Annotated in this window: 15 protein-coding genes; 12 read left to right on the plus strand and 3 right to left on the minus strand. The window is 64.4% G+C overall.

Translation table 11 applies throughout. The features are described 5' to 3' along the window. The first annotated feature begins 167 nt into the window (after window positions 1-167). From RSPPHO_RS05175 to RSPPHO_RS05205, 8 genes are all read left to right on the plus strand, one after another. A complete protein-coding gene (locus RSPPHO_RS05175) occupies window positions 168-1,241 on the plus strand; it encodes an efflux RND transporter periplasmic adaptor subunit (protein ID WP_157879320.1) in 1,074 nt (357 codons plus the stop codon). Continuing rightward, the gene (locus tag RSPPHO_RS05180) at window positions 1,238-4,474 is read left to right on the plus strand and encodes an efflux RND transporter permease subunit (protein WP_014414215.1); all 3,237 of its coding nucleotides are present in this window, start codon (window positions 1,238-1,240) and stop codon (window positions 4,472-4,474) included. The genes RSPPHO_RS05175 and RSPPHO_RS05180 overlap by 4 nt, the downstream gene beginning before the upstream one ends. A 79-nt stretch (window positions 4,475-4,553) precedes the next feature. Then, on the plus strand, window positions 4,554-4,976 hold the full coding sequence (ndk, locus tag RSPPHO_RS05185) for a nucleoside-diphosphate kinase (RefSeq protein WP_041794381.1): 423 nt from the start codon (window positions 4,554-4,556) through the stop codon (window positions 4,974-4,976). A 339-nt stretch (window positions 4,977-5,315) separates the two neighbouring features. Then, window positions 5,316-7,040, plus strand: coding sequence for a SulP family inorganic anion transporter (locus RSPPHO_RS05190; protein WP_051013996.1), 1,725 nt, complete (start codon window positions 5,316-5,318; stop codon window positions 7,038-7,040). Then, complete coding sequence (locus RSPPHO_RS05195; protein WP_014414218.1) at window positions 7,037-8,074, plus strand: YjgN family protein; 1,038 nt, start codon at window positions 7,037-7,039, stop codon at window positions 8,072-8,074. The genes RSPPHO_RS05190 and RSPPHO_RS05195 overlap by 4 nt, the downstream gene beginning before the upstream one ends. A gap of 42 nt (window positions 8,075-8,116) precedes the next feature. Further along, window positions 8,117-8,956, plus strand: coding sequence for a M48 family metallopeptidase (locus tag RSPPHO_RS21465; protein WP_014414219.1), 840 nt, complete (start codon window positions 8,117-8,119; stop codon window positions 8,954-8,956). Next, entirely contained in the window at window positions 8,883-9,125 is a 243-nt protein-coding gene (locus RSPPHO_RS21470; protein ID WP_014414220.1) for a M48 family metalloprotease, read from the plus strand. Before RSPPHO_RS21465 ends, RSPPHO_RS21470 begins: the two co-directional genes overlap by 74 nt. Before the next feature lie 164 nt (window positions 9,126-9,289). After that, complete coding sequence (locus RSPPHO_RS05205; protein ID WP_041794384.1) at window positions 9,290-10,381, plus strand: TRAP transporter substrate-binding protein; 1,092 nt, start codon at window positions 9,290-9,292, stop codon at window positions 10,379-10,381. 47 nt (window positions 10,382-10,428) lie between these two features. Here the strand turns inward: RSPPHO_RS05205 and pdxR are convergent, their stop codons facing one another. Further along, the gene (gene pdxR, locus RSPPHO_RS05210) at window positions 10,429-11,880 is read right to left on the minus strand and encodes a MocR-like pyridoxine biosynthesis transcription factor PdxR (RefSeq protein ID WP_162138085.1); all 1,452 of its coding nucleotides are present in this window, start codon (window positions 11,878-11,880) and stop codon (window positions 10,429-10,431) included. A 127-nt stretch (window positions 11,881-12,007) separates the two neighbouring features. Here pdxR and RSPPHO_RS05215 point away from each other — a divergent pair, with 127 nt between their 5' ends. Beyond that, a complete protein-coding gene (locus RSPPHO_RS05215) occupies window positions 12,008-12,658 on the plus strand; it encodes a pyridoxamine 5'-phosphate oxidase family protein (RefSeq protein ID WP_041794386.1) in 651 nt (216 codons plus the stop codon). Between the two features lie 270 nt (window positions 12,659-12,928). On the opposite strand, the gene RSPPHO_RS05220 is transcribed toward RSPPHO_RS05215, so the two are convergent. Both RSPPHO_RS05220 and fldA read right to left on the minus strand, forming a co-directional pair. After that, on the minus strand, window positions 12,929-14,800 hold the full coding sequence (locus tag RSPPHO_RS05220; protein WP_081581657.1) for an ATP-binding protein: 1,872 nt from the start codon (window positions 14,798-14,800) through the stop codon (window positions 12,929-12,931). Window positions 14,801-15,045: 245 nt separating this feature from the next. Then, a complete protein-coding gene (fldA, locus tag RSPPHO_RS05225; RefSeq protein WP_014414225.1) occupies window positions 15,046-15,528 on the minus strand; it encodes a flavodoxin FldA in 483 nt (160 codons plus the stop codon). Between the two features lie 314 nt (window positions 15,529-15,842). Here fldA and RSPPHO_RS05230 point away from each other — a divergent pair, with 314 nt between their 5' ends. The 3 genes from RSPPHO_RS05230 (at window position 15,843) to RSPPHO_RS05240 (ending at window position 20,896) form a co-directional block, all read left to right on the plus strand. Next, window positions 15,843-17,147 (plus strand): DUF2235 domain-containing protein, encoded by a 1,305-nt coding sequence (locus tag RSPPHO_RS05230; RefSeq protein ID WP_069187538.1) that lies wholly within the window; start codon window positions 15,843-15,845, stop codon window positions 17,145-17,147. Between the two features lie 183 nt (window positions 17,148-17,330). Further along, the gene (locus tag RSPPHO_RS17600) at window positions 17,331-19,394 is read left to right on the plus strand and encodes a PAS domain-containing sensor histidine kinase (protein WP_051013694.1); all 2,064 of its coding nucleotides are present in this window, start codon (window positions 17,331-17,333) and stop codon (window positions 19,392-19,394) included. Beyond that, window positions 19,391-20,896: an aldehyde dehydrogenase gene (locus tag RSPPHO_RS05240; protein ID WP_014414228.1), complete on the plus strand. Its 1,506-nt coding sequence runs from the start codon at window positions 19,391-19,393 to the stop codon at window positions 20,894-20,896. The genes RSPPHO_RS17600 and RSPPHO_RS05240 overlap by 4 nt, the downstream gene beginning before the upstream one ends. The last annotated feature ends 115 nt before the right edge of the window (window positions 20,897-21,011 follow it).

A 21,011-nucleotide genomic window follows, 5' to 3' on the forward strand; every position in this document is an offset into this window, starting at 1 on the left:
CCTGGCAAAAAGTAGCGCTCCGAAGGTCGGGGTTTCAAGGGAAAAGCCGCTGGTTCCGACTAAAATTAGTGTTTACTAATATGATGGACCGACGCTACCCTCCCCTCTCTCCAAGAAAAAACACCGGGGACGCCCCGCGCGCGACAAAGGAGACCCTCGTGAGTGCGATGAAAACCGCAAGCGCTGGAAGACGGGACGGCCTTGCCCGGAGCCCGCACCAGCCCCCCCTGGGCTGGGGCCTGGACTGGGGCCTGAGTTTGGGCCTAACCCTGTCTTTGGTCTTGCTCCCCGCCGGCGCCCACGCCGATGACACCGCCTCGTTTGTGGTACGCCAGGAAACCGTTGCCGACTGGAAGGCAGTGTTCGCCACGGTGGAAACCACGGACATGCTCCAGGCGCGCGCCCGCATCGGCGGCACCGTGGGCAGTCTCGCCCTCGACGAGGGCGACCCGGTGACCAAAGGACAGAAGATCGCGGTCATCGCCGACGAGAAACTCCTGTTGCAGATGCAAGCCGCCGAGGCGCGGGTGCGCTCGCTTCAGGCGGAACTGGAGCAGGCCACCTTAGAGCTTGGTCGCTCCCGAGCGCTGCGGGCCCAGGGCACCGTCGCCCAGCAACACCTCGACGAAGCCGCCACCAAGGCCCGCGTCACCGCCCAAACTCTGGAAGCAGCCAAGCGCGATCGCGACGTGATCGCCCGCCAGATCGAGGATGGCGCGGTCCTGTCGCCGGGCGCCGGCCGGGTGCTGGCGGTCAGCGTCACCAACGGCGCCGTGGTCCTGCCCGGCGAGCCCCTGGCCAGCATCGCCGCCGAGACCACCATCTTGCGCCTGCGCCTGCCCGAACGCCATGCCCGCTTCCTGTCCAAGGGCGCCTCGGTGCGGGTGGGGCCGCGCGGCCTGGACGTCAGCGCGCCCCGGCCGACCAGCGAGGGCACGGTGGTGCAGGTATATCCCAAGTTGGAGGCCGGGCGGGTCATCGCCGACGTGCGCGTGGAGGGCCTTGGCGACTACTTCGTAGGAGAACGCGCCTTGGTCTCTGTGGCGACCGACCAACGCCCGGTGCTGCGGGTACCCGGGCGCTTCTTGGAGCACCGCTTCGGCCTGACCCTCGCCCATCTGGCCGAGGGGGGCCCGGTGGTGGTGCAAACTGGCCAGCGCCAGGGGGACTGGGTGGAGGTCCTCTCGGGCCTGCACGCGGGCGACACCCTGACTCTCCCGGCGGCGGGGGCACGCCCATGAAAGCCGGTCTTTCGGGAACCCTGACCCGCGCCTTCATCGCCTCGCCGCTCACGCCCCTCCTTCTCCTGGCGGCGCTGGCGGTGGGCCTCCTCGCGCTGGCTGGTCTGCCGCGCGAGGAGGAACCGCAGATCTCAGTGCCCATGGTTGATATCCACATCTCCGCCGACGGCCTGCGCGCCGTCGATGCCGTGGAACTGGTGACCAAACCCCTGGAGGACGTGGTCAAGGGCATCGACGACGTGGACCACGTCTATTCGCAAAGCGTGGATGATCAGGTGGCGGTCACCGCCCGCTTCAAGGTTGGCACCGACGAGGACGTGGCCATGCTGCGCGTCCACGAGACCATCCGTGCCAACTATAACCGCATCCCGCTTGGCATCCCCGAACCGTTGATCGTCGGGCGGGGCATCAACGACGTGCCCATCGTGGTGCTCACTCTCGCCGGTCAGGGGCCACACGCCGACCGCTGGACCCGCAATGCCCTAACCGACCTCGCCCAGGACCTGTTGCCTGAACTGATGAAGGACGAAAACATCGGCCTGACCTTCCTGATCGGTGATGCCCCCAACCAAATCCGGGTCGAGCCCGATCCCGAACGGCTGGCCACGCTGGGCGTCACCCTCAACCAACTGGTCGAGAAGGTGCAAAACGCCAACCGCTCCTTCCGGGTGGGTTCCTTGCGCGAGGCCAACAGCGCCCTGCCCGCAGCGGCCGGCCAAACCCTGCAAGGGGTGCCCGACATCGGCCAACTCCTGATCACCACCCAGGACGGCCGGCCGGTCTATGTTGCCGACGTGGCCCGGGTGGTGGTGGGATCCACCCCGGAGGAACACCGGCTGTGGCAGGCCCACCCGGTGGCCGGCGGCCAGGAGCTCGACATCCGTCCCGCCGTGTCCCTGGCCTTTGCCAAGCGCAAGGGCGCCAACGCGGTGGTGGTAGCCGAGGCCCTGCTAGAGCGCCTGGACACCCTCAAGGGCCGCCTGATCCCCGAGGGGGTGGCGGTGGAGGTCACCCGCAACTACGGCGCCACCGCCCAGGACAAGGCCGATGAGCTGCTGTTCCACCTGGGTCTGGCCACGGCGTCCATCGTCTTGCTGGTCAGCTTGGCGATTGGCTGGCGCGAGGGTCTGGTGGTCGCCTTGGTCATCCCTTGCACCATCTTGCTTACGTTGTTTGCCAGTTGGCTCATGGGCTACACCCTGAACCGGGTCAGCCTGTTCGCCCTGATCTTTTCCATCGGCATTTTGGTGGATGACGCCATCGTGGTGGTGGAGAACATCGCTCGGCACTGGGCGATGCGCGACGATCGCTCCGTGGTGGACAAGGCGGTGGATGGCGTGGCCGAGGTGGGCAATCCCACCATCATCGCCACCTTGACCATCGTCGCCGCCTTGCTGCCCATGATGGCCGTCTCGGGCCTGATGGGCCCCTACATGAGCCCCATCCCGGCCAACGCTTCGGCGGCCATGGTGTTCAGCTTTTTTGTCGCGGTGGTCATCACGCCTTGGCTGCTGCTGCGTTTGGCTGGCCGGCGCGCCGCCAGCGCCGCCCACGCCGAAGCCGTCGATCACGAGGGCCGGCTGGGCCGCTTCTACCGCGCGCTCGCCCGCCCGGTGCTGGCCAGCCGGGCCCGGGCCTTGACCTTCCTGCTGCTCACCGGCCTTGCCACGCTGGCCGTGTGCACGCTGTTTTATACCCGCGACGTGACGGTCAAGCTGCTGCCCTTCGACAACAAGTCGGAGTTCCAGGTGATTGCCGACCTGCCCGAGGGCACCTCGCTGGAGGAAACCGAGCGCGTCTTGCGCGCGGCCGCCCGGCGTCTGGCCGATCTTCCCGAACTGACCAGCGTGCAACTCCACGCCGGTACGGCGGCGCCGTTCACTTTTAATGGCCTCGTACGCCATTATTACCTGCGCGAGGCGCCGCACATGGGCGACCTTCAGGTCAACCTCGTCTCGCGCCACGACCGGACGCGGGCCAGCCACGCCATCGCCTTGGAGGCGCGCGAGCGGCTGCGCTCCTTGCCCGTGCCACCCGGCGCCAGCTTGAAGGTGGTGGAGGTGCCTCCGGGTCCGCCGGTGCTGGCCACCTTGCTGGCCGAGATTTATGGCCCCGACGACGCCAGCCGCCAAGCCGCCCTGGCCCGGGTCAAGGCCGCCTTCGCGGCGGTGCCGTTTGTCGTGGACGTGGACGACATGGCCGGCGAAAAGGCGCCGCGCCTGCGCTATTCGCTCGACAGCGAGGCCCTGGCCCTGCATGGCGTCGAGGAGGAAGCGGTTTACGATACCCTGGCCGCTCTGATCGGCGGGGTCAGTGTGGGCTATTCCCACCAGGGCCAAGGCGCGCGGCCGGTCGAGATCGTCGTGCGCCTGCCCCCGGACGCCCTGACCCCGGGCGAGCGCCTGCTGGCCACCCCGGTGCCAGCCGCCTCGGGAACCGTGGAACTGGGCGACGTGGTGCGCGTCCACAAGGAGGAAAGCTCGCGCCTGATCTACCGCCGCGATGGCCATTTTGTCGAAATGGTCATGGCCGACTTGGCCGGGGCGGTGGAGGCGCCGATCTATGGCATGCTCGCGGTCAACAAACTCCTGGCCGAGGCCCCCGATCCCCTGCCCGTCGCCCTGCACGGCGCCCCCCTTGATGAATCCCGGCCCAGCGTGCTGTGGGACGGCGAGTGGGAGATCACCTATGTCACCTTCCGCGACATGGGCGCCGCCTTCGGCGTGGCCTTGCTGGGCATTTATCTGCTGGTGGTGGGCCTGTTCAAGAGCTTCAAGATCCCGCTGCTGGTCCTGGTCCCGGTGCCCTTGACCTTGATCGGCATCGTGCTTGGGCACTGGGCGTTTGGCGCGCCCTTTTCGGCCCCCTCCATGATCGGCTTCATCGCGCTGGCCGGCATCATCGTGCGCAACTCGATCTTGCTCGTGGACTTCATCCGCCACGCGCGGGCCCATGCTGGCTCCTTGCGCGATGCCTTGCTGGAGGCGGGCGCGGTTCGGGTCAAGCCCATCGTCTTGACCGCACTTGCGGCCATGATCGGCGGCGCCTTCATCCTGGGCGACCCCATTTTCCAGGGACTGGCCTTGTCCCTGGTCTTTGGCCTAGCCTCGTCCACCGCCCTGACCTTGCTGGTGATCCCCGCGATTTACGTGGTCTTGCGCGACGATGGCCGGCCCGAGGGATCCCCTCCCGGGCCTAAGTCGGGGATTGCTCCGGCAAACGCTTCGCGGTAGAAGCCCGCTCATCCCGCCGGCCCCTCCCGGGGCTGGCCCCTCCCCCGTTCGGGGGGGTCCACAGCCAAGGGAAACCAACATGGCGATTGAACGTACCCTGTCGATCATCAAGCCCGACGCCACCCGCCGCAACCTGACCGGCGCCATCAATGACCGTTTCGAAAAAGGCGGCCTGCGCATCGTGGCCCAAAAGCGCCTGCGTCTGACCCCGGAAATGGCCGGCCAGTTCTACGAGGTCCATAAGGAGCGCTCCTTCTTCGGGTCCCTGTGCGAGTTCATGACCTCGGGCCCGGTCGTCGCCCAGGTGCTGGAAGGCGAAAACGCCGTGCTGCGCAACCGTGAAATCATGGGCGCCACCAATCCGGCCAACGCCGCCGAGGGCACCATCCGCAAGGACTTCGCCGAATCCATCGAAGCGAACTCGGTGCACGGCTCCGACTCCCTCGAAAACGCCGCCAACGAGATCGCCTTCTTCTTCTCCGAGATCGAGATCGTCGGCTGATCACCTCCCCGTCCGAGAGACCCAGAGGTCTGGGGGGGCACGCCTCCCCAGCCTTTTTTTTGTCCCTGTGCGATTGTCCTTGCCTCAGAAATCGCGAACGCTTATTAATTTCACCGCGTTCGGGACGCCGCCCCAGGGCGGCCCCGGTCCTCTTCTTGGTGTCTCAAGCCTTCAGGTTCCCTTGAAACGGCCTCTCCCTCCCCTCGAGAGGCCGTTCTTTTTGCTGGGCCTTGACCAAGCCCCGGCAACGGGACTACCTCTGTTCTTAAGACTCCCCAAGCACGACGGGGCTTGCCGCTGTCCGACGATCCCGCCGTCAAAACCCAAGGCGTTGGATCCATGGCTTTTGATGCGCGTCCGGTGACGGTCGCTCCCCCCACGTTCCTGGACCTCTTTACCCCCAAGCTGGTGACGGTCTTGCGCGAGGGCTACGGCCCGGCCCAGATCCGCCACGACCTTCTGGCCGGTCTGACGGTGGCCATCGTCGCCTTGCCCCTGTCCACCGCCATCGCCATTGCCTCCGGTGTCACCCCCGACCGGGGCCTGTACACGGCGATTATTGGCGGCTTTCTGATTTCGTTGTTCGGCGGCAGCCGCTTTCAAATCGGCGGTCCGGCGGGCGCTTTCATCGTCTTAGTCTCGACCACGGTGGCGACCCATGGGGTGGACGGCCTGATCCTTGCGGTGTTCCTCTCGGGCCTTTTGCTGCTGGCCATCGGGTTTTTACGGCTTGGAACCTATATCAAATTCATCCCCTATCCCGTGACCCTGGGCTTTACCGCCGGCATCGGCGTGGTGATCTTTGTCAGCCAGATCAAGGAATTCCTGGGCCTGACCCTGCCCGCCGCGGAGCCTGCGGCGCTTTTGGAAAAACTGCCGGTGTTGTGGCAGGCTCTGCCCGGCACCGATTGGCCCACCTTGGCCCTGGCCAGCGCCACCTTGGCGGGCTTGGTCCTGCTCAAGCGCTGGAAACCCCAGTGGCCCGGCATGCTCCTCGTCATCGCCGTGGCTGCCGGGATCACGGCTTTGTTCAAGCTGCCGGTGGAAACCATTGGCTCGCGCTTTGGCGGCATCCCCACAGGCCTGCCGGCCCCCGCCCTGCCCTCCCTGTCCTGGGCCCGGGTAGAGGAGGTTTTTCCGACAGCCATCACCTTCGCGTTGCTGGGCGCCATCGAATCCCTACTCTCGGCGGTGGTAGCCGACAGCATGACCGGGCGTAACCACCGCTCCAACTGCGAACTGGTGGCCCAAGGGATTGCCAACATGGGCTCGGCCCTGTTTGGCGGCATTTGTGTGACCGGCACCATTGCCCGGACCGCGACCAACGTGCGGGCCGGCGCTCACGGCCCGATGGCGGGCATCATGCACGCCTTGTTCTTGCTCGCGTTTATCCTGGTGGCGGCTCCTTTGGGCGACCGGATCCCGTTGGCGGCACTGGCGGCGGTCTTGATGCTGCTGTCGTGGAACATGATCGAACGCCACGCCGTGATGACCTTGTTTCGGGGCTCGCGGGGCGACGCGGTGGTGTTTTTGTGCACGTTTGGCCTGACCGTGTTCCGCTCCCTGACCGAGGCCATTTTGGTTGGGGTGGCGGTGGGGGCGACCTTGTTCATCAGCCGCATGTCGGCCTTGACCGAGGTCACGGCCGAGCGGGCCTTTATCCCCGAGGACCGACCCGACGGCACCCCGGCCGAGCGCCTCCCCTATGATGCGCGCACGGCACGCGATCCGGCGGTGGCGGTCTATCGCATCAGCGGGGCGTTTTTCTTTGGTGCGGCGGCCTCGGTCGGCTCGGCTCTGGAGCGCATCGCCGATCGCCACCGCACCGTGATCTTGGACGTGTCGGCCGTCCCATTCCTAGATTCCACCGCCGCCCACACCATCGAGGGGCTGGCCCACAAGGCAGCGCGCCGGGGGGTGCGGATGATCCTCACCGGGGCCTCGGTGCCCATGCGCCGCTTGTTGCTGGCCCACGGGGTGCGCCCCCCTCTGGTCTTGTTTGACCGCTCGATCGCCGACGCCCTTGCCGTTGTTCACGCCCCAGCCCCGGAGAGCCCCCCATGAGCGCCCCCATCCCGCCCGGCGCCCTGCCCGTGACCTTTCATGGCCGGGCCCGCGACTACTTCGGGATCTGGATCACCAACCTCCTGCTCACCTTGGTGACCATCGGCCTGTGGTCGGCCTGGGCCAAGGTGCGGCGGCTGCGCTATTTTTACGGCAACACCGAAGCGGCTGGCGGCAGCCTTGATTACACCGCCCGGCCGTGGTCCATCCTGCTGGGCCGGGTGCTGGTGGTGGGTATCCTGGGGCTGGTCGCCCTGGTGGAGACCGCCTCGCCCTTTGCCAGCGTCCCGGTGGGTCTGGCCTCGCTGGCCCTTTTGCCCTGGCTGGTCAACCGATCGCTACGTTTCAACGCGCGTATGACCCTCTGGCAGGCGGTGCGCTTCGACTTTCGCGGCACCTATGGCGCGGCAGCTAAGGTCCATTTGGGCTGGCCCCTGGCCAGTGCTGTGTCGCTCGGGATTTTGCTGCCTTTCGCCACCCGGGCCAGCGGCCGCTATTGGGTGAACCACCGTTTTTTGGGAACGGCGCGCTTCGCCAGTCTGCCGCCGATGGGGCCCTTTTACGCCGCCCTGCTCCAGGCCGGGCTGGTGATGGGGCTGGCGTTTGCGACGTGCGGGGCAGCGGGCGCGGCGGTTTTCATGGGCCTCGGCGGGGAGTTCCAAGAAGCGGAAGAACTTGGCGCCGCCCTCACCGTGTCTTTTCTGCCCGCCTTCCTGCTGGCCCGGGTGTTTTACCGCACCCGCGCCCGGGCGATTTTGCTCAATCACCTGACCTTGGAGGAAGGACACCGCTTCGTGTGCCGGCTCTCGGCGCTACGCTACACTTGGATCGTGGCGACCAACGCAGTGGCAACGCTACTCACCCTGGGCTTTGCCCATCCGTGGACCGCGGTGCGGGCGTGGCGCTACCAGTGTTCTTGTCTTTGGATCCTGCCGGCTGGGGCGATTGATACGTTTATCAGCAAACAGCGGGAGGCTGGTTCGGCCTTTGCCTCCGAGTTTGCCGACCTTGAAGGGTTTGACATCGGTGTCTAGGCGCTCCCGCGAAACGAGAGCCCTCTGAACGGGGAACACGGCATGGAACGGGGCATCGACGGCACCGTGATGCAAACGGGAACGGCGCAGGGGCGGCCCGCTCGCCTGGGCTTGGTGGCCGGGCGGCTCGTGCTGGAAGATGGGGAAACCCAAACCAGCCTGGACCCCGCCCATCTCTCGATCAGCGAGGCTGTCACCGGGGTGCCGCGCCGGGTGGTGTTAGACGATGGTCGCTGCTTCATCACCCGGGATTCCCAGGGGGTGGCCCGTCTTCTCGGGGCGACGAGACAGCGCGACCCGGGCCGCTGGCTGGCCCGGGTGGAACGGGGCTCGCCGGGTGTCCTGCTGGGCCTCGCCCTGATGGTTCTGGTCTTGCTTGTGAGCCTGCGCTGGGCCGTGCCCCTCGCCACCGACCACGTGGCCCTTTTGGTGCCGACGCCGGTGGAGCGGGCCTTGGGTCAGCATGCCTTTCTGACCTTGGAGAAAACAGCCCTGGCGCCGTCCCGCTTGCCCGAGGCGCGCCAAGCGGCTTTGCGCCAGCGCTTTGAGGCCTTGGTGATGGCGGCCGGCCTCGACAGCTCGCCCGGACTGGTCCTGGCCGAGGCGCCCCGCTTGGGACCCAATGCCCTGGCCTTCCCCGGAGGACCCGTGGTCCTGACCGACGCCCTGGTCGCCCTGGCGGACAGTGACGAGGCGGTAGCGGGGGTCCTGGCCCACGAACTGATTCACATCCGCGAACACCACGGCTTGCGCCGGCTGATCTCGGGGGTGGGCGTCGTGGTGGTGGCCGGGGTGGTGACGGGGGACCATGGGCGCCTTGGTGGAAGAGGCGGCGGCCCTGCCGGCCCTGCTGCTCGACCGGAGCTATTCGCGCGCCTTTGAGCGCGAGGCCGACGACGGGGCCCGGGTCCTGCTGGCCCGCACCGGAACCGATGCCGAACCGTTTCGCGCCTTGCTGGCCCGCTTGGCCCGCCTGTCCGATGACGGCGGCTGGCTGTCCACCCACCCCGGCATGGCAGAACGCCTGCAACGCATGGAGCGCGAAATCTAAAAGATCGAGGGGTCTGGGGAGGCCGCGCCTCCCCAGTCTTCCTTTTTTTAAGGCTGGGGAGGCGCGGCCTCCCCAGACCCCTCGGTTCCTTTGAGGCTGCCTCTTGCCTCGGTGTGTGCCCCCCGTATGCTGGAGCACTTTTTTTGATCAAAGGAGGGGGTTGGATGAAGCGGCGTGATTTTCTGGCGGCGGCCTCGGCCGGTACCGCCGTTGCGGTGGGCGGCTTGGCAGCCCCGGCCCTGGCGCAAGAGCGCCTGGAGTGGAAGATGGTGACGCCCTGGCCGAAAAACGCGCCCGGGGTCGGGGTCAATGCCCAGCGATTTGCCGACATGGTCACCGCCATGTCGGGCGGACGTCTGACCATCACCTTGTTCGCGGCCGGTGAGCTGGTGCCGCCGTTCGAGGTCATGGATGCCATTCAGGCCGACACGGCGCAGATTGGCCACGCGACCTCGTATTACTGGCAAGGCAAGGCGCCGGCCCTCAACCTATTCACCGCCATCCCGTTTGGCTTGATGGCCTGGGAACTGGACGCCTGGATCACCAATGGCCCCGGACAAGCGCTGTGGGAAGAGGTCTACGCCCCCTTTGGCATCCAGCCGTTTTACGCGGGAAACTCCGGCGTGCAGGCCGGCGGCTGGTTTAACAAGGAGATCAACACCCTTGAGGATCTCAAGGGGCTGCGCATGCGCATTGCCGGCCTGGGGGGCGAGGTGATGCGGCGCCTGGGAGCGGCCACCGTGCTAACGCCGCCGGGCGAGATCATGCCGGCCTTGATGGCAGGGGCGGTCGATGCCGCCGAGTGGGTCAGCCCCTGGCTAGACATTGCCTTTGGCCTCCAGAAAGCGGCCAAGTACTACTACATGCCAGCCTTCCACGAGCCCGGCCCCTCGCTGGAGGTGATTGTCAACAAGGCACGCTACCAAGCCCTGCCGGCCGACCTTAAAGCCATTGTCCGCTACGCCGCTCAGGCGACCAGCGCCCAGACCCTGGCCGACTTCACCTACAACAACACCCTGGTTTTCGCCGACATGGCGACCAAATACCCCACCATCCAAATCCGCACCTTCCCCGACGAGGTGATCCAGGAGATGGGGCGCCAGACCCGACTGGTTCTGGAGGATATGTCCGCCAAGGATCCCCTGACCGCCAAGGTCTATGAATCCCTGCGCACCTTCGTCTTGCAGTGCACCAAGTACCAAGATCACGCCGACTTGCCGGCGCTACGCCACCGCAAACTGGCCCTTGGCATTTAAGGCAACGAGGGGTCTGGGGAGGCCGCGCCTCCCCAGCCTTGCCTTTTTCATAGCCCCTCTAATCGACGAAAGGCCTCGTTGATTTCTTCCGGCGTCAGCGCGCCATACCCAATGATCAAGCTCCGCGCAAGATCCACACCGCCCCCCCGCAGCCCCGACGCCTCGGCCGGATAAAACCCGATGCCCCGCGCCCGAGCACACCGGGCCACCTCCTGGGCACTCGGAGCCGAGGGCGGCAAGGTGCAATAAAGATGCAAGCCGGCATCCGCCCCCTCCACCCGCAGCTCGGGACCAAACAGGGCCAAAAGACCAGCGCGCGCGGCATCACGACGAGCGCGATAGGTCACGCGCAAACGGCGTAAATGCCGCTCAAAGCGGCCGCTGGCGAGAAACGCGGCCAGGATCTGCTGGTCAAGCCAGGACTGGCCATAGCTCATCAACCCCTTGACGGCGCGGGCAGCGGGAACCAGGGCGCGCGGCACCACGACATAGCCCAGCCGCAACCCGTTGCCCAAGGTCTTGGAAAAGGACCCGACATAAAGGGTACGCTCCAGCCCGTCGAGAGCGGCCAAGGCGGCAACGGGCGGCCGGTCGTAGATGATCTCTCCGTCGTAATCGTCTTCAATGATGCGCCCGCCAAACTGGGCGCAGTGCTCAATGAGGGCCCGCCGCCGCGCCAGGGTCATGACCGCCCCGGTGGGAAACTGGTGGGACGGCGTGACAAACACCAAGCGTGGGCGCACGCCGCGCAGGGCGGTCGGATCCAGGCCCTCGTGGTCGAGGGGGACGGGATGGATCCGCGCCCCATGATCCTCGAACACCCGGGCGGCGGCATCGTAGCCGGGGGCTTCCAGGGCAACCGGGGTGCCGGGCTCGACCAGCAGGCGGGCGATCAGGTTCAAGGCTTCCTGGGCGCCAGCGGTGATGATCACTTGGTCGGGCGCGGCGGCAAGGCCCCGGGCGCCGGCCAGATGGGTGGCGATGGCGCTGCGCAAATCCGGGTCGCCACCGCGATCGCCGTAGTCGGCCAACCCCCGGGCGCAAGCGCCCAATACCATACCGGCCAGCATGCGCCATGTATGCGCGGGAAACAGCCGGGGATCGGGACGGCCATACCAGAAGTCAAACACCGGCCGCCCCTCGCCCGCCAGCACGGGCGGCGGAACGGCGGGCGGCACCACGGGCGGCGGTTCTTGCGGATCGGGGACGGGGCGTGTTTCGGGTAGGGCCGGCGCGGGGGTGAGGTTGGGCGGCAGGAGACGGGCCACAAACGTCCCGGATCCGGCGTGGCGCTCGATATAGCCCTCGGCGGCCAGCCAGTCGAAAGCCAGGACCACCGTGTTGCGCGACACCCCCAGGCTTTGCGCCAACTCGCGGGTCGAGGGCAGACGAGCGCCGGCCGGCAGATGCCCCGCCATCACCCGGTCGCGGATAAAGCGATAGATCTGCTCTTGCAAGGTAGGGGCGCTGCTGGTGCGTTCCAAGGCGATAGGCAGCATGACGAACGACGTCTCCCGGCCAGCGTGTCGCGGTGGCTCCATGCGCGGCAGCCGCGGCGGATCTAGGGGCAAGGCGGTGGGGCTGCCACAGTGGGGCGGTTCTCGATCAACCAGAAGGATCTCCCCGATGACCGACACCCCTCCCAGCGAGCGGACCCGCGTCAAACGCTATCACTGGCTGGCAAAGTACGACAAGGAAACCATCCACGCCATCCTCGACGCCTGCCCCCATGCCCACGTCGGCTATCTCCACGAGGGGCACCCCCTGGTGACCCCCACCTTGGTATGGCGCGATGGCGAGGTCTTGTACTGGCACGGATCGCGGGTGGCCCGCATGATCCAGGCGACCACGGGACAGGAAGTGTGCCTGTGCGCCTCGATCATCGATGGGCTGGTGCTGGCCCGCTCGGCCTATAACTACAACATCAACCACCGCTCGGTGATGGTGTTCGGCGTGGCCCAGCCGGTGACCGATCCGGCGGAAAAAGAGGCCCAGCTCAAGCGCTTCGTCAACGGCCTGATCCCCGGCCAGTGGGACCGCCTGCGCCCGATGACCGAGCAGGAACTCAAAGTGACAGCCCTGATGCGCCTCGACCTCACGGAAGCCTCGGCCAAAGTGCGCACCGGCCAGCCCGAAGACGACGAAGCCGACTACGCCCTGCCCATCTGGGCCGGCGTCATCCCGATCACCACAACCATCGGAACCCCAGAACCGGACCCGCGCAACCTCCCTGAAGCGGAAATGCCGGCCGATGTTCTGAAGTTTAAAATCGGCTAGCGGGGGCGGTCAGACGCGGCGACGCGGGGCTGTCGCCCCGGACCCCACCTGGAGGCTGACGCCTCCAGACCTCCGCTTTCTTTTATGGCTCTTCAAGGCGGTTTTTAGAGAAGTCTCCCGGTAGCAAAACGCCTCGAAACTCCCCCTCCCCGGCAGCTTGCCGCCCGTTGCGGCAGCCTGATCAAACCGGCAATCCTGCTGGAGATCAAATGGCCACCACCCTATTGCACCACGCAATGGGACATGATCCGTGGGGATGTCGCCTGAAAGTCATTTTTCAGGACTTGGATCTGCCGGAGAGGCAGTGAGCGCCGGTGCATGTTGGGTCATGTTAAACCGGAGCACCTCTTCGAAGACGCGATTGCGTGCCTTGGCATCAATGATCAATGAGGCCGCAGGCATCACGTAGAGGTGCAGTGGGATATCGTCGTTTGAGCCAGTGGCGAAGTCGTTATAGACAACTCGCTCGCTCAACGAGAACACGTCCTTGAACCCAGAGCGTTTCATATCCCTGTAAAATTCGTCATCGATCTCGACGATAGAGAAGGCGAAAACCTCCCGCACCGTCTTAATCCTATCTACCAACTCACTGGCATAGAGGCGGCACTGGAGTAGTGCCTTGTTATTATCATAGATATCGGCACCAGGTTTCTTGAATTCAATGATGACAAGTTTATTGGGGTGGCCTTCATTGTCCTTTGAAAAAAAGGCTGCGACATCGGGTTTGCGCTTCTGTTTCGATTCTGTTTCGACGCCAACCTCGCGAACGATTTTCGCTAGAGTTGCATCGCTGTAGATGCTTGAATAGGAAAGGAACTTGTCGTCCACGAGCCAGACATTGTTTTCTCGGATATCGTCACCGTTACTTTTTTTTCTTAGAATTGCATTGTGGAGGAACTCTTCCGCAGATTCGCGGGGCATCTTAGCTAACGAGTCGATAACCAGTGCCCGATGGACGATAAAGCGAGCCAAGTCGTCACTGGCGAGATGAGATATATCGTCGAAGTTCGCCTTGCGACCCTCGATCAAGTCTTCAACCAGCCGATCTTCGCGCCGTGCCTGTTGTGCACGGTAAGTTTTAACGATCTCGTCAGCGTCCAGCATCGCAGCATCCCCGTTTAAGGAGCTGATGGTGATAAATGGATAATATTTTTTGAGTTTCTCAATGTTAGATTCTTTGAATGAATCGATATCGCCTTTCGCTGTCTCGTTAATCATGGCCAAACATTCGTCGTGGATACGCGGCATGAGCATCTCACGGCTGATCGGCGACACGAGATCTACATCAGAGTCCGTTTTGGGAATTTCGAGTTTCTGGCGCTCGATATTGGAAGTGCGGTTTAGGTAGGTCGATGTGACTGAAATGAGGTAACGGCAGATATCGAAGCGCTTGCTGATCTGATATTCTTCAACACAGAGCTGGTCAGCGCAGAGCATTGCGACTATGCCCTTACGCGGGGCCTCTTCGCGGAAAAGATAGCAGTCGAACGTCTCGCCACCGACCTCGAAAAACCGGGTTTTCAGCGCCTCAATTTGGTCTGCCGAAAAAGAAAATGACACCGGAAATGGCTGCTGCGAATTATGGGTGAAGGTGACCGATATGATCTGTCCGGCCTGCTTCTTCAGGAACAACAACAGGCGCAGGTCGTCGCACATCGAATTTATCAGTTTTGCGACCTGTGTATTGATTTCTTCCTTCGGCTCGGAGATGGTTATCCTCGTATTCGGACTACCGGAAGATTTAGTTCTTTTAACATCCTCTAACTTAAAATCGGGGGTGTAGCGGAATTCGACTAGGTGCTCTGCTAGTTGGCTGCGAACCTCGACGCGATTAGCATATTTCAAAAAGGCGAGGCGACCGACACCCTTGCCACCAATATCGTCTTTGTGGCCGGTGCAAATTTCGTCGAAATAATTCAGGTTGTCTTGGGTGAATCCCTCGCCATTGTCGGAAATGATGATGCGGTCGAGGACGTTGCGCTCTTCGTCACTAAATAGCTTCTTCTGAAAAAAGAGTTCGACACAAATCTCATTGGCGCCAGCGTGGATTGAATTAGTGATGCCTTCACGGATCACGTCTCGTGCTGTCACGCCACCTTTGTAATGTTCAGCAATGAATTTTTTAAGATTGATCCGTGCCATGATGACTGTTGAGTTAGGCCAGCCTCTGACGGGCAAGTTTATCACGAGACTCACGATGCCACAGAAGGTGACGCCTTGCTAGCCTAGGAGTTCGCGACCGTCCAAAAGATCGTGCCCCATCACATGGTGTTACCGTCGTGTCGCGGCCTTCACCGCCTTGTCGCGTGCAGGACGTAGGCCATGCCTCGGGGCGTGGTCCGTCGAGCGAGGCGGCTGGGGAGGCTCGCCTCCCCAGCCTGGGGGGGTTAGCGGATCTGGTCGATCCAGGCGGTGAGGCGTTGGTCGGTGAGGGTGGGTTGTTGGTCTTCGTCGAGGGCGAGGCCGACGAAGCGGCCGTCGCGTTGGGCGGCGGAGCCGGTGTGGTCGTAGCCTTTGGTGTCGGTGAAGCCAACCACCTGGGCGCCGCGATCCACCACGATGTCGTAGAGGATGCCCATGGCGTCCACAAAGGTGTCGGGGTAGGTCATTTGGTCCCCGGTGCCGAACAGGGCGACCCGTTTGCCCGACAACTGGGCTTCCTTGAGCAAGGAGAGCCGGTCTTCCCAGTCCGATTGCAGATCGCCGAAGCCGTAGGTGGGGCAGCCCAGGATCAGCAGGGCTGGTGATTCCAGGTCGGCAACGCTGGCCTTGGTGATGTCAATCGCTCGGCCCTGGAGACGGCTGGCAAGGCGCTGGGCGATCCCTCGGGTGGTGCCGCCATCGGATCCATAGATCACGTGAACACTCATGGGCTTTCCCTCTCTGTGGTCGGGTTTAAGAGATAATGAGTGTCATTATCAAAAAATCCAGGAAAAAGGCCAGAGGGCAAAAACCGATGCCCCGCCGGGTTGCCTCGGTTTGGGGAAGGCCAAAGACCCCAATTTTGCTATGGTGTCCCAGTGGAAACGGTGCCGCGATTCTCTGGAATCTTTTTCATGTCGTCCGAGAGCGGGGGCGGTGAGAAAGAGGGAAGGCTGGGGAGGCATGGCCTCTCCAGGCCCTTCGTTTCGTTGGGGCGCGGGCTTGGTCTTTAGGAACTCGGTTGAAACGCAAGGAGGTTTTGATGAGTGAGAGCGCAAAAAGTGACCTCCTATCGGCGGGTCATCGGGTGGAAGAGGGGCGTAACCTCGTCGTTTGTTGTGATGGGACCAGCAATGAGCCGGCGCCGACGGGGGCGGGTGTTGGATCGACCAATGTCGTTCATCTGTTTCGCGCGTTGAGCAAGGGGGAGAAGCAGATTGTTTACTATGACCCTGGGGTGGGGACCTCGGGGATTTTGGATTTGTGGCGGCGGCGGTCCAATCGGATCCGGGCTTTGGCCGAGCAGGCGACCGGGGATGGGCTCGATGAGCATGTGATCAGCGCCTATCGGTTTCTCTGCGAGCACTACCGGGCGGGGGATCGTATTTCCCTGTTCGGGTTCAGCCGTGGGGCCTACGCGGCGCGGGTGGTGGCTGGGGTAATCCATCAGGTGGGCTTGCTTCGGCCCGAGCAGGCCAATCTCGCGGCTTTCGCGGTGAAGGCCTATAAGATGTCGAGCGATCAGGACAATCTCGCGATTGGCTGGCGGTTTGCCCGTGACGTGGGGACGCGACGGGTCTTGATCCATTTCTTGGGGCTGTGGGACACCGTGGGCTCCATGATCGCGCCCTTGAGGGATCGCTTGGCCATTGGCCTTGTCCATTTGCCCTACACGCGCCGCAATCCTTCGGTTGCTTGTGTGCGCCACGCCATGGCGATTGATGAGCGTCGGCGGATGTTTCGGGTGAATTTGTGGCACCCCGGTCCTTTTGTGCCGAATCCTTTCGATCCTCAGAAGACCGTGGCGCAGGATGTGGCGCAGGTTTGGTTCGCCGGAGCACATGGCGATATTGGTGGGGGACACGCCGAGGCTGAAAGCGGTCTGTGTAAGGTTTCGCTCCGCTGGATGGTGGGCGAGGCGGCGGCGGCTGGGCTTTCCTTCAACAAAAAAATGCTGAAAAACATCGTTGAGGGGCAAAAGAACGCGCGTGGCGAGGTGGTCTATGCCCCGGAAGATCCCCTGGGGCCTCTTCACCCAGAGCCGACCGGGCCGTGGTGGCTGCTTGAATATTTTCCCAAATCAGTCAAGTACCGGGAATGGCCCGAGCGTAAAACGTTGGGCGGCTGGTATCTGCCGGCGGGTGAACCGCGTGTGCTCGGCGACACCGCTTGGATCCATGAATCCGTGGTGACGCGGGCGGCCCAGGGGTATGCCCCGGTCAATCTTGGGGCAGACATCACGCGCTATCAGGTCGCGCGGACCCTGCCCCTGCCCCCTCCAAGGAACATGGGAGAGGGGGAGGCCGGGGATTCCCAGCCGTCTCCTTCCTTTCTCATTGATTCATAAAACAAAAAGGGGAAAAGGGGCATCGCGCCAAGCGGGGGTGGGGGCCAGCCCGACCAACCGGTCAGAGGCTTGGTAAGGGAGCCTCGGGTTTCCAGAGCAAGCGCCGTGGCCGCACTCTTGCCGTGGGCGCTAAGGGAGCGTACCCATAAAGAAGGAAACGGAATAAGCGCGGGGAGAAGAGCCGTGCCGCACCGGCGCAAACGCGGATGGGGCGTTATTCTGGCACTGTGTGCGGCGGCTGTTCTTGCCCTTTTTTCCAGTGTTCTTTTCTTGCAGGCTCGCGCGGCTCTGGATCGGCAAACGGAACGTGCGGCTCTTGTCGCCTTGATGGTGGAAAACGCGGTCACTCGCTCGCTGGAGTCCGCCGAGACGGCTTTGCTCTCCGTGGGCGAGGCGGTGTGTGTCCGGTTGTGTGCCGCGCTCGAAAGCGATGCCATGATCCAGCCCTGGGCTTTGGAAGAACTCCAGGCCGTGGCGCGGCAGGGACTGCGGTTTTCTCCTCATCTGCGGCAAATTGTGGTGATACGGGCCCGTGATGGTCTGGTTCTCTTGGATAGTGCCGGCAACGGAGCGGAGTGGCACCTGTCGTTGGCGGCTTTGGGGCTGCCGCCCGACGGTGGAGAAGGGCACACCGCGCAGGAGCGCTCGTTATCGCGTGGTCTGATGATTGGGGAAGTCCGCGCCGGCCGCACCCTTCCCGTGGCGGGGCAGGCGGCGGCGGTGGGTCTGCAAAGCGTGTTGCCCGTAGCGGTGCGGGGCGGTCCCGGGCTGATCGTTCTGGGGGCTCTCAATCCTCCGTATTTCTCGGTGATTTTAGATCGGGCCGGGGCAGGGGGGGCGGCGTGGCTGGCCCGGCTTGAGGGGACGCCGATCTTGGAGGGCAATGGCAGGGCGTTTCCCTCGGTGCCGGGCTTGGCCGACCTCGCCCGGCGGGATCAAGACGAAGCGGTGATCCCTTTGTCCACCGAAGAGGGCGGCCCGCATTCCCTGGCAGTCAGGTTGTCTCAACGCTATCCTGTCGCGGTTTTGGTGAGTGTGCCGCACCGCGGGGCGTTGGAAGCCTGGGCCTGGGAGTCGGCGGTGTTGCTGGGGGTGGGGGCGGCAGCCCTGGCGGGCTTGTTGGTAACGGGAGTGCTGCTGGGGCGCGAGAGTTTGCGCCGCGGACGGCTGGAAGACCAAGTGCGGTTGTTGTCCCTGACCGAGGGGGTGTTTGCCAATGCCGCCGATGGCATGGTGATTACCGATCGCAGCGGGACCATTTTGTCGGTCAATCCCACGCTGGCGCTCTTGAGCGGGGTGCCGGAGACCGATCTGTTGGGGCGCTCGGTGGCGAGCTTGGTTGAAAGTGTGGGCAAGGTCGATCCGACCGCCGGCGTTCTCGAGTGCCGTGACGGGGAGCGGCGCGAGGTGGAACTGCGCTGGGCGCCTTTGGGGTTGGATAGCCGAGTATTGACCATTCATGACGTGGCCGAGCAGCGCGCCGGGGAGCGTCGGCTGGTGGAGGCCTTGCGCCGGGCCGAGGCGGCGAGCCGGGCCAAATCGGAATTTCTGGCCAACATGAGCCACGAGCTGCGCACGCCGCTCAATGCCATCATCGGCTTTTCCGACATGATGCGCTCGCGGACCCTGGGGCCGCTGCCCAAGCCCTATGAAGAGTACGCCGACCTGATCTTGCATAGCGGCCGGCATCTGCTGGAGACCATCAACCAGATTCTTGACTTGGCCAAGATCGAGGCGGGCAAGGTGGATCTGGTGGTGGAGGAGGTGGCGCTCGCGGCAGTGGTCGAGGATGTGGTGGCCTTGCTCGCCTTGCAAGCGCGCGAGCGGGGGCTCACCTTGATTAACGCGGTCTCCTGCCCCCACCAAGTGCGGCTTGATCCCTTGCGGGTGCGCCAAGCCTTGTTCAATGTGGTGGGGAATGCCTTGAAATACACCTTGCGAGGCCGGGTGGAAATGACCAGCCGCTGCGATGCCCAAGGTCATGCCCTGATCGTGACCGATACCGGGATTGGCATGACCCCTGAGCAGATCTCCCTGGCGCTCCAACCGTTTGAGCGGGTCCATGGGGCCACGGTGGCCCGCCGCGAGGAGGGGACCGGGCTGGGACTCTCGCTGGCCGAGCGGATTTTGTCCTTGCACGGTGGGCGGCTTGATCTTGACAGCACCCCGGGGGTTGGCACCACCGTGACCTTGTTTCTGCCCTCCGGTCCGCCCGGGGGAGCGTCCCCGACTGGAGAGCCGTCATGACCCTCAGTGCCGCCGATTGGATCGCCCGCGCCGCCGCTCTCACCCCCGTGACCGTGGAGGGGCGCGCCATCGTGGGAGGGGAGCGCGTGGCGGCCGTGTCGGGGGAGACCTTTGCTTGTCGCAGCCCACGCGATGGCCAAGCGCTGGCCGACGTGGCCGCGTGCGATGCGGCCGATGCCGACCGGGCCGTGGCCGTGGCCCGGGCCGCCTTTGCCGATGGTCGTTGGGCCCGCCTGCCGCCGACCCGGCGCAAGCGGGTGTTGCAGCGGTTGTCGGAGCTGATCTTGCACAATGCCGAGGCCCTGGCCCTGCTGGAGACCTTGGACATGGGCAAGCCGATCACCGAGAGCCTGGGCATTGATGTGCGCTCGGCGGCTAATTGCTTTCGTTGGTATGGCGAGGCCCTGGACAAGGTCTATGGCGAGGTAGCGCCGACCGGGCCCGATGATCTGGCCCTGATCACCCGCGAGCCGCTGGGGGTGGTGGCGGCCATCGTGCCTTGGAACTTCCCGCTGCTGATGGCGGCCTGGAAGGTCGCCCCGGCCTTGGCGGCCGGCAACAGCGTGATCTTGAAGCCGGCGGAGCAATCGCCGCTGACGGCTCTGAAATTGGGCGAGTTGGCCCTGGAAGCCGGGGTGCCCCCGGGCGTGCTGAACGTGCTGCCCGGCTTTGGGCCGACGGTGGGCCGGGCCCTGGCCTTGCACGGCGATGTTGATGGCGTGTTTTTCACCGGCTCGACGGCGGTGGGCAAACTGATCATGCAGTATGCCGGCCAGTCGAACCTCAAGCGGGTGGGGCTGGAGTGCGGCGGCAAAAGCCCCAATATCGTGCTCTCGGGCTTTCGCGACCTCGAAGCGGCGGCCCGCACGGCGGCCGAGGCGATTTTTTATAACCAAGGCGAGGTGTGCACGGCGGGCTCGCGCCTGATTGTCGAGCGTTCCGTTCACGACCGGGTGGTGGAGATCGTCACCCGCATGGCCCGGGAGCGCTGCCCGGGAGATCCCCTCGATCCCGCCACCCGCTTCGGTGCGATGGTGGACGAGGATCACGTCCAGCGTGTTCTGGGGTATGTGGAGATCGGCAAGGCCGAAGGCGCTGTTTTGGCCCAGGGCGGGGCGCGGGTCGCGCCGGTGGCGGGGGGCTGCTATATCGAGCCCACCGTTTTTACCGGGGTGCGCAACACCATGCGGCTGGCCCGCGAGGAGGTGTTTGGGCCGGTGTTGGCGGTGATCGCCGTGGACAGCGCCGAGGAGGCTTTGGCGGTAGCCAATGACAGCGACTATGGCTTGGCGGCAGCGGTGTGGACCGATGACCTGAGCCAAGCTCACCGGATGGCGGCGGGCTTGCGCGCGGGGGTGGTCTATGTCAACGGCTACGATACCGATGACATGACGACGCCGTTTGGCGGCTACCGTCAATCCGGGATCGGCCGGGACAAGTCCCTGCATGCTTTGGATAAATATACCGAGTTGAAGACGACCTGGATTCGGTTGGGCGCATAAGGAACGGGGCCAAAAGGGCAGGCTGGGGAGGCGGGGCCTCTCCAGACCCCTCGTTTGCGATGGCCTGGGAACGCAGGGGTCTGGGGAGGCCCCGCCTCCCCAGCCTTCTCTTTCC

It is taken from the genome of Pararhodospirillum photometricum DSM 122, from assembly GCF_000284415.1.
GTDB classification, from domain to species: domain Bacteria; phylum Pseudomonadota; class Alphaproteobacteria; order Rhodospirillales; family Rhodospirillaceae; genus Pararhodospirillum; species Pararhodospirillum photometricum.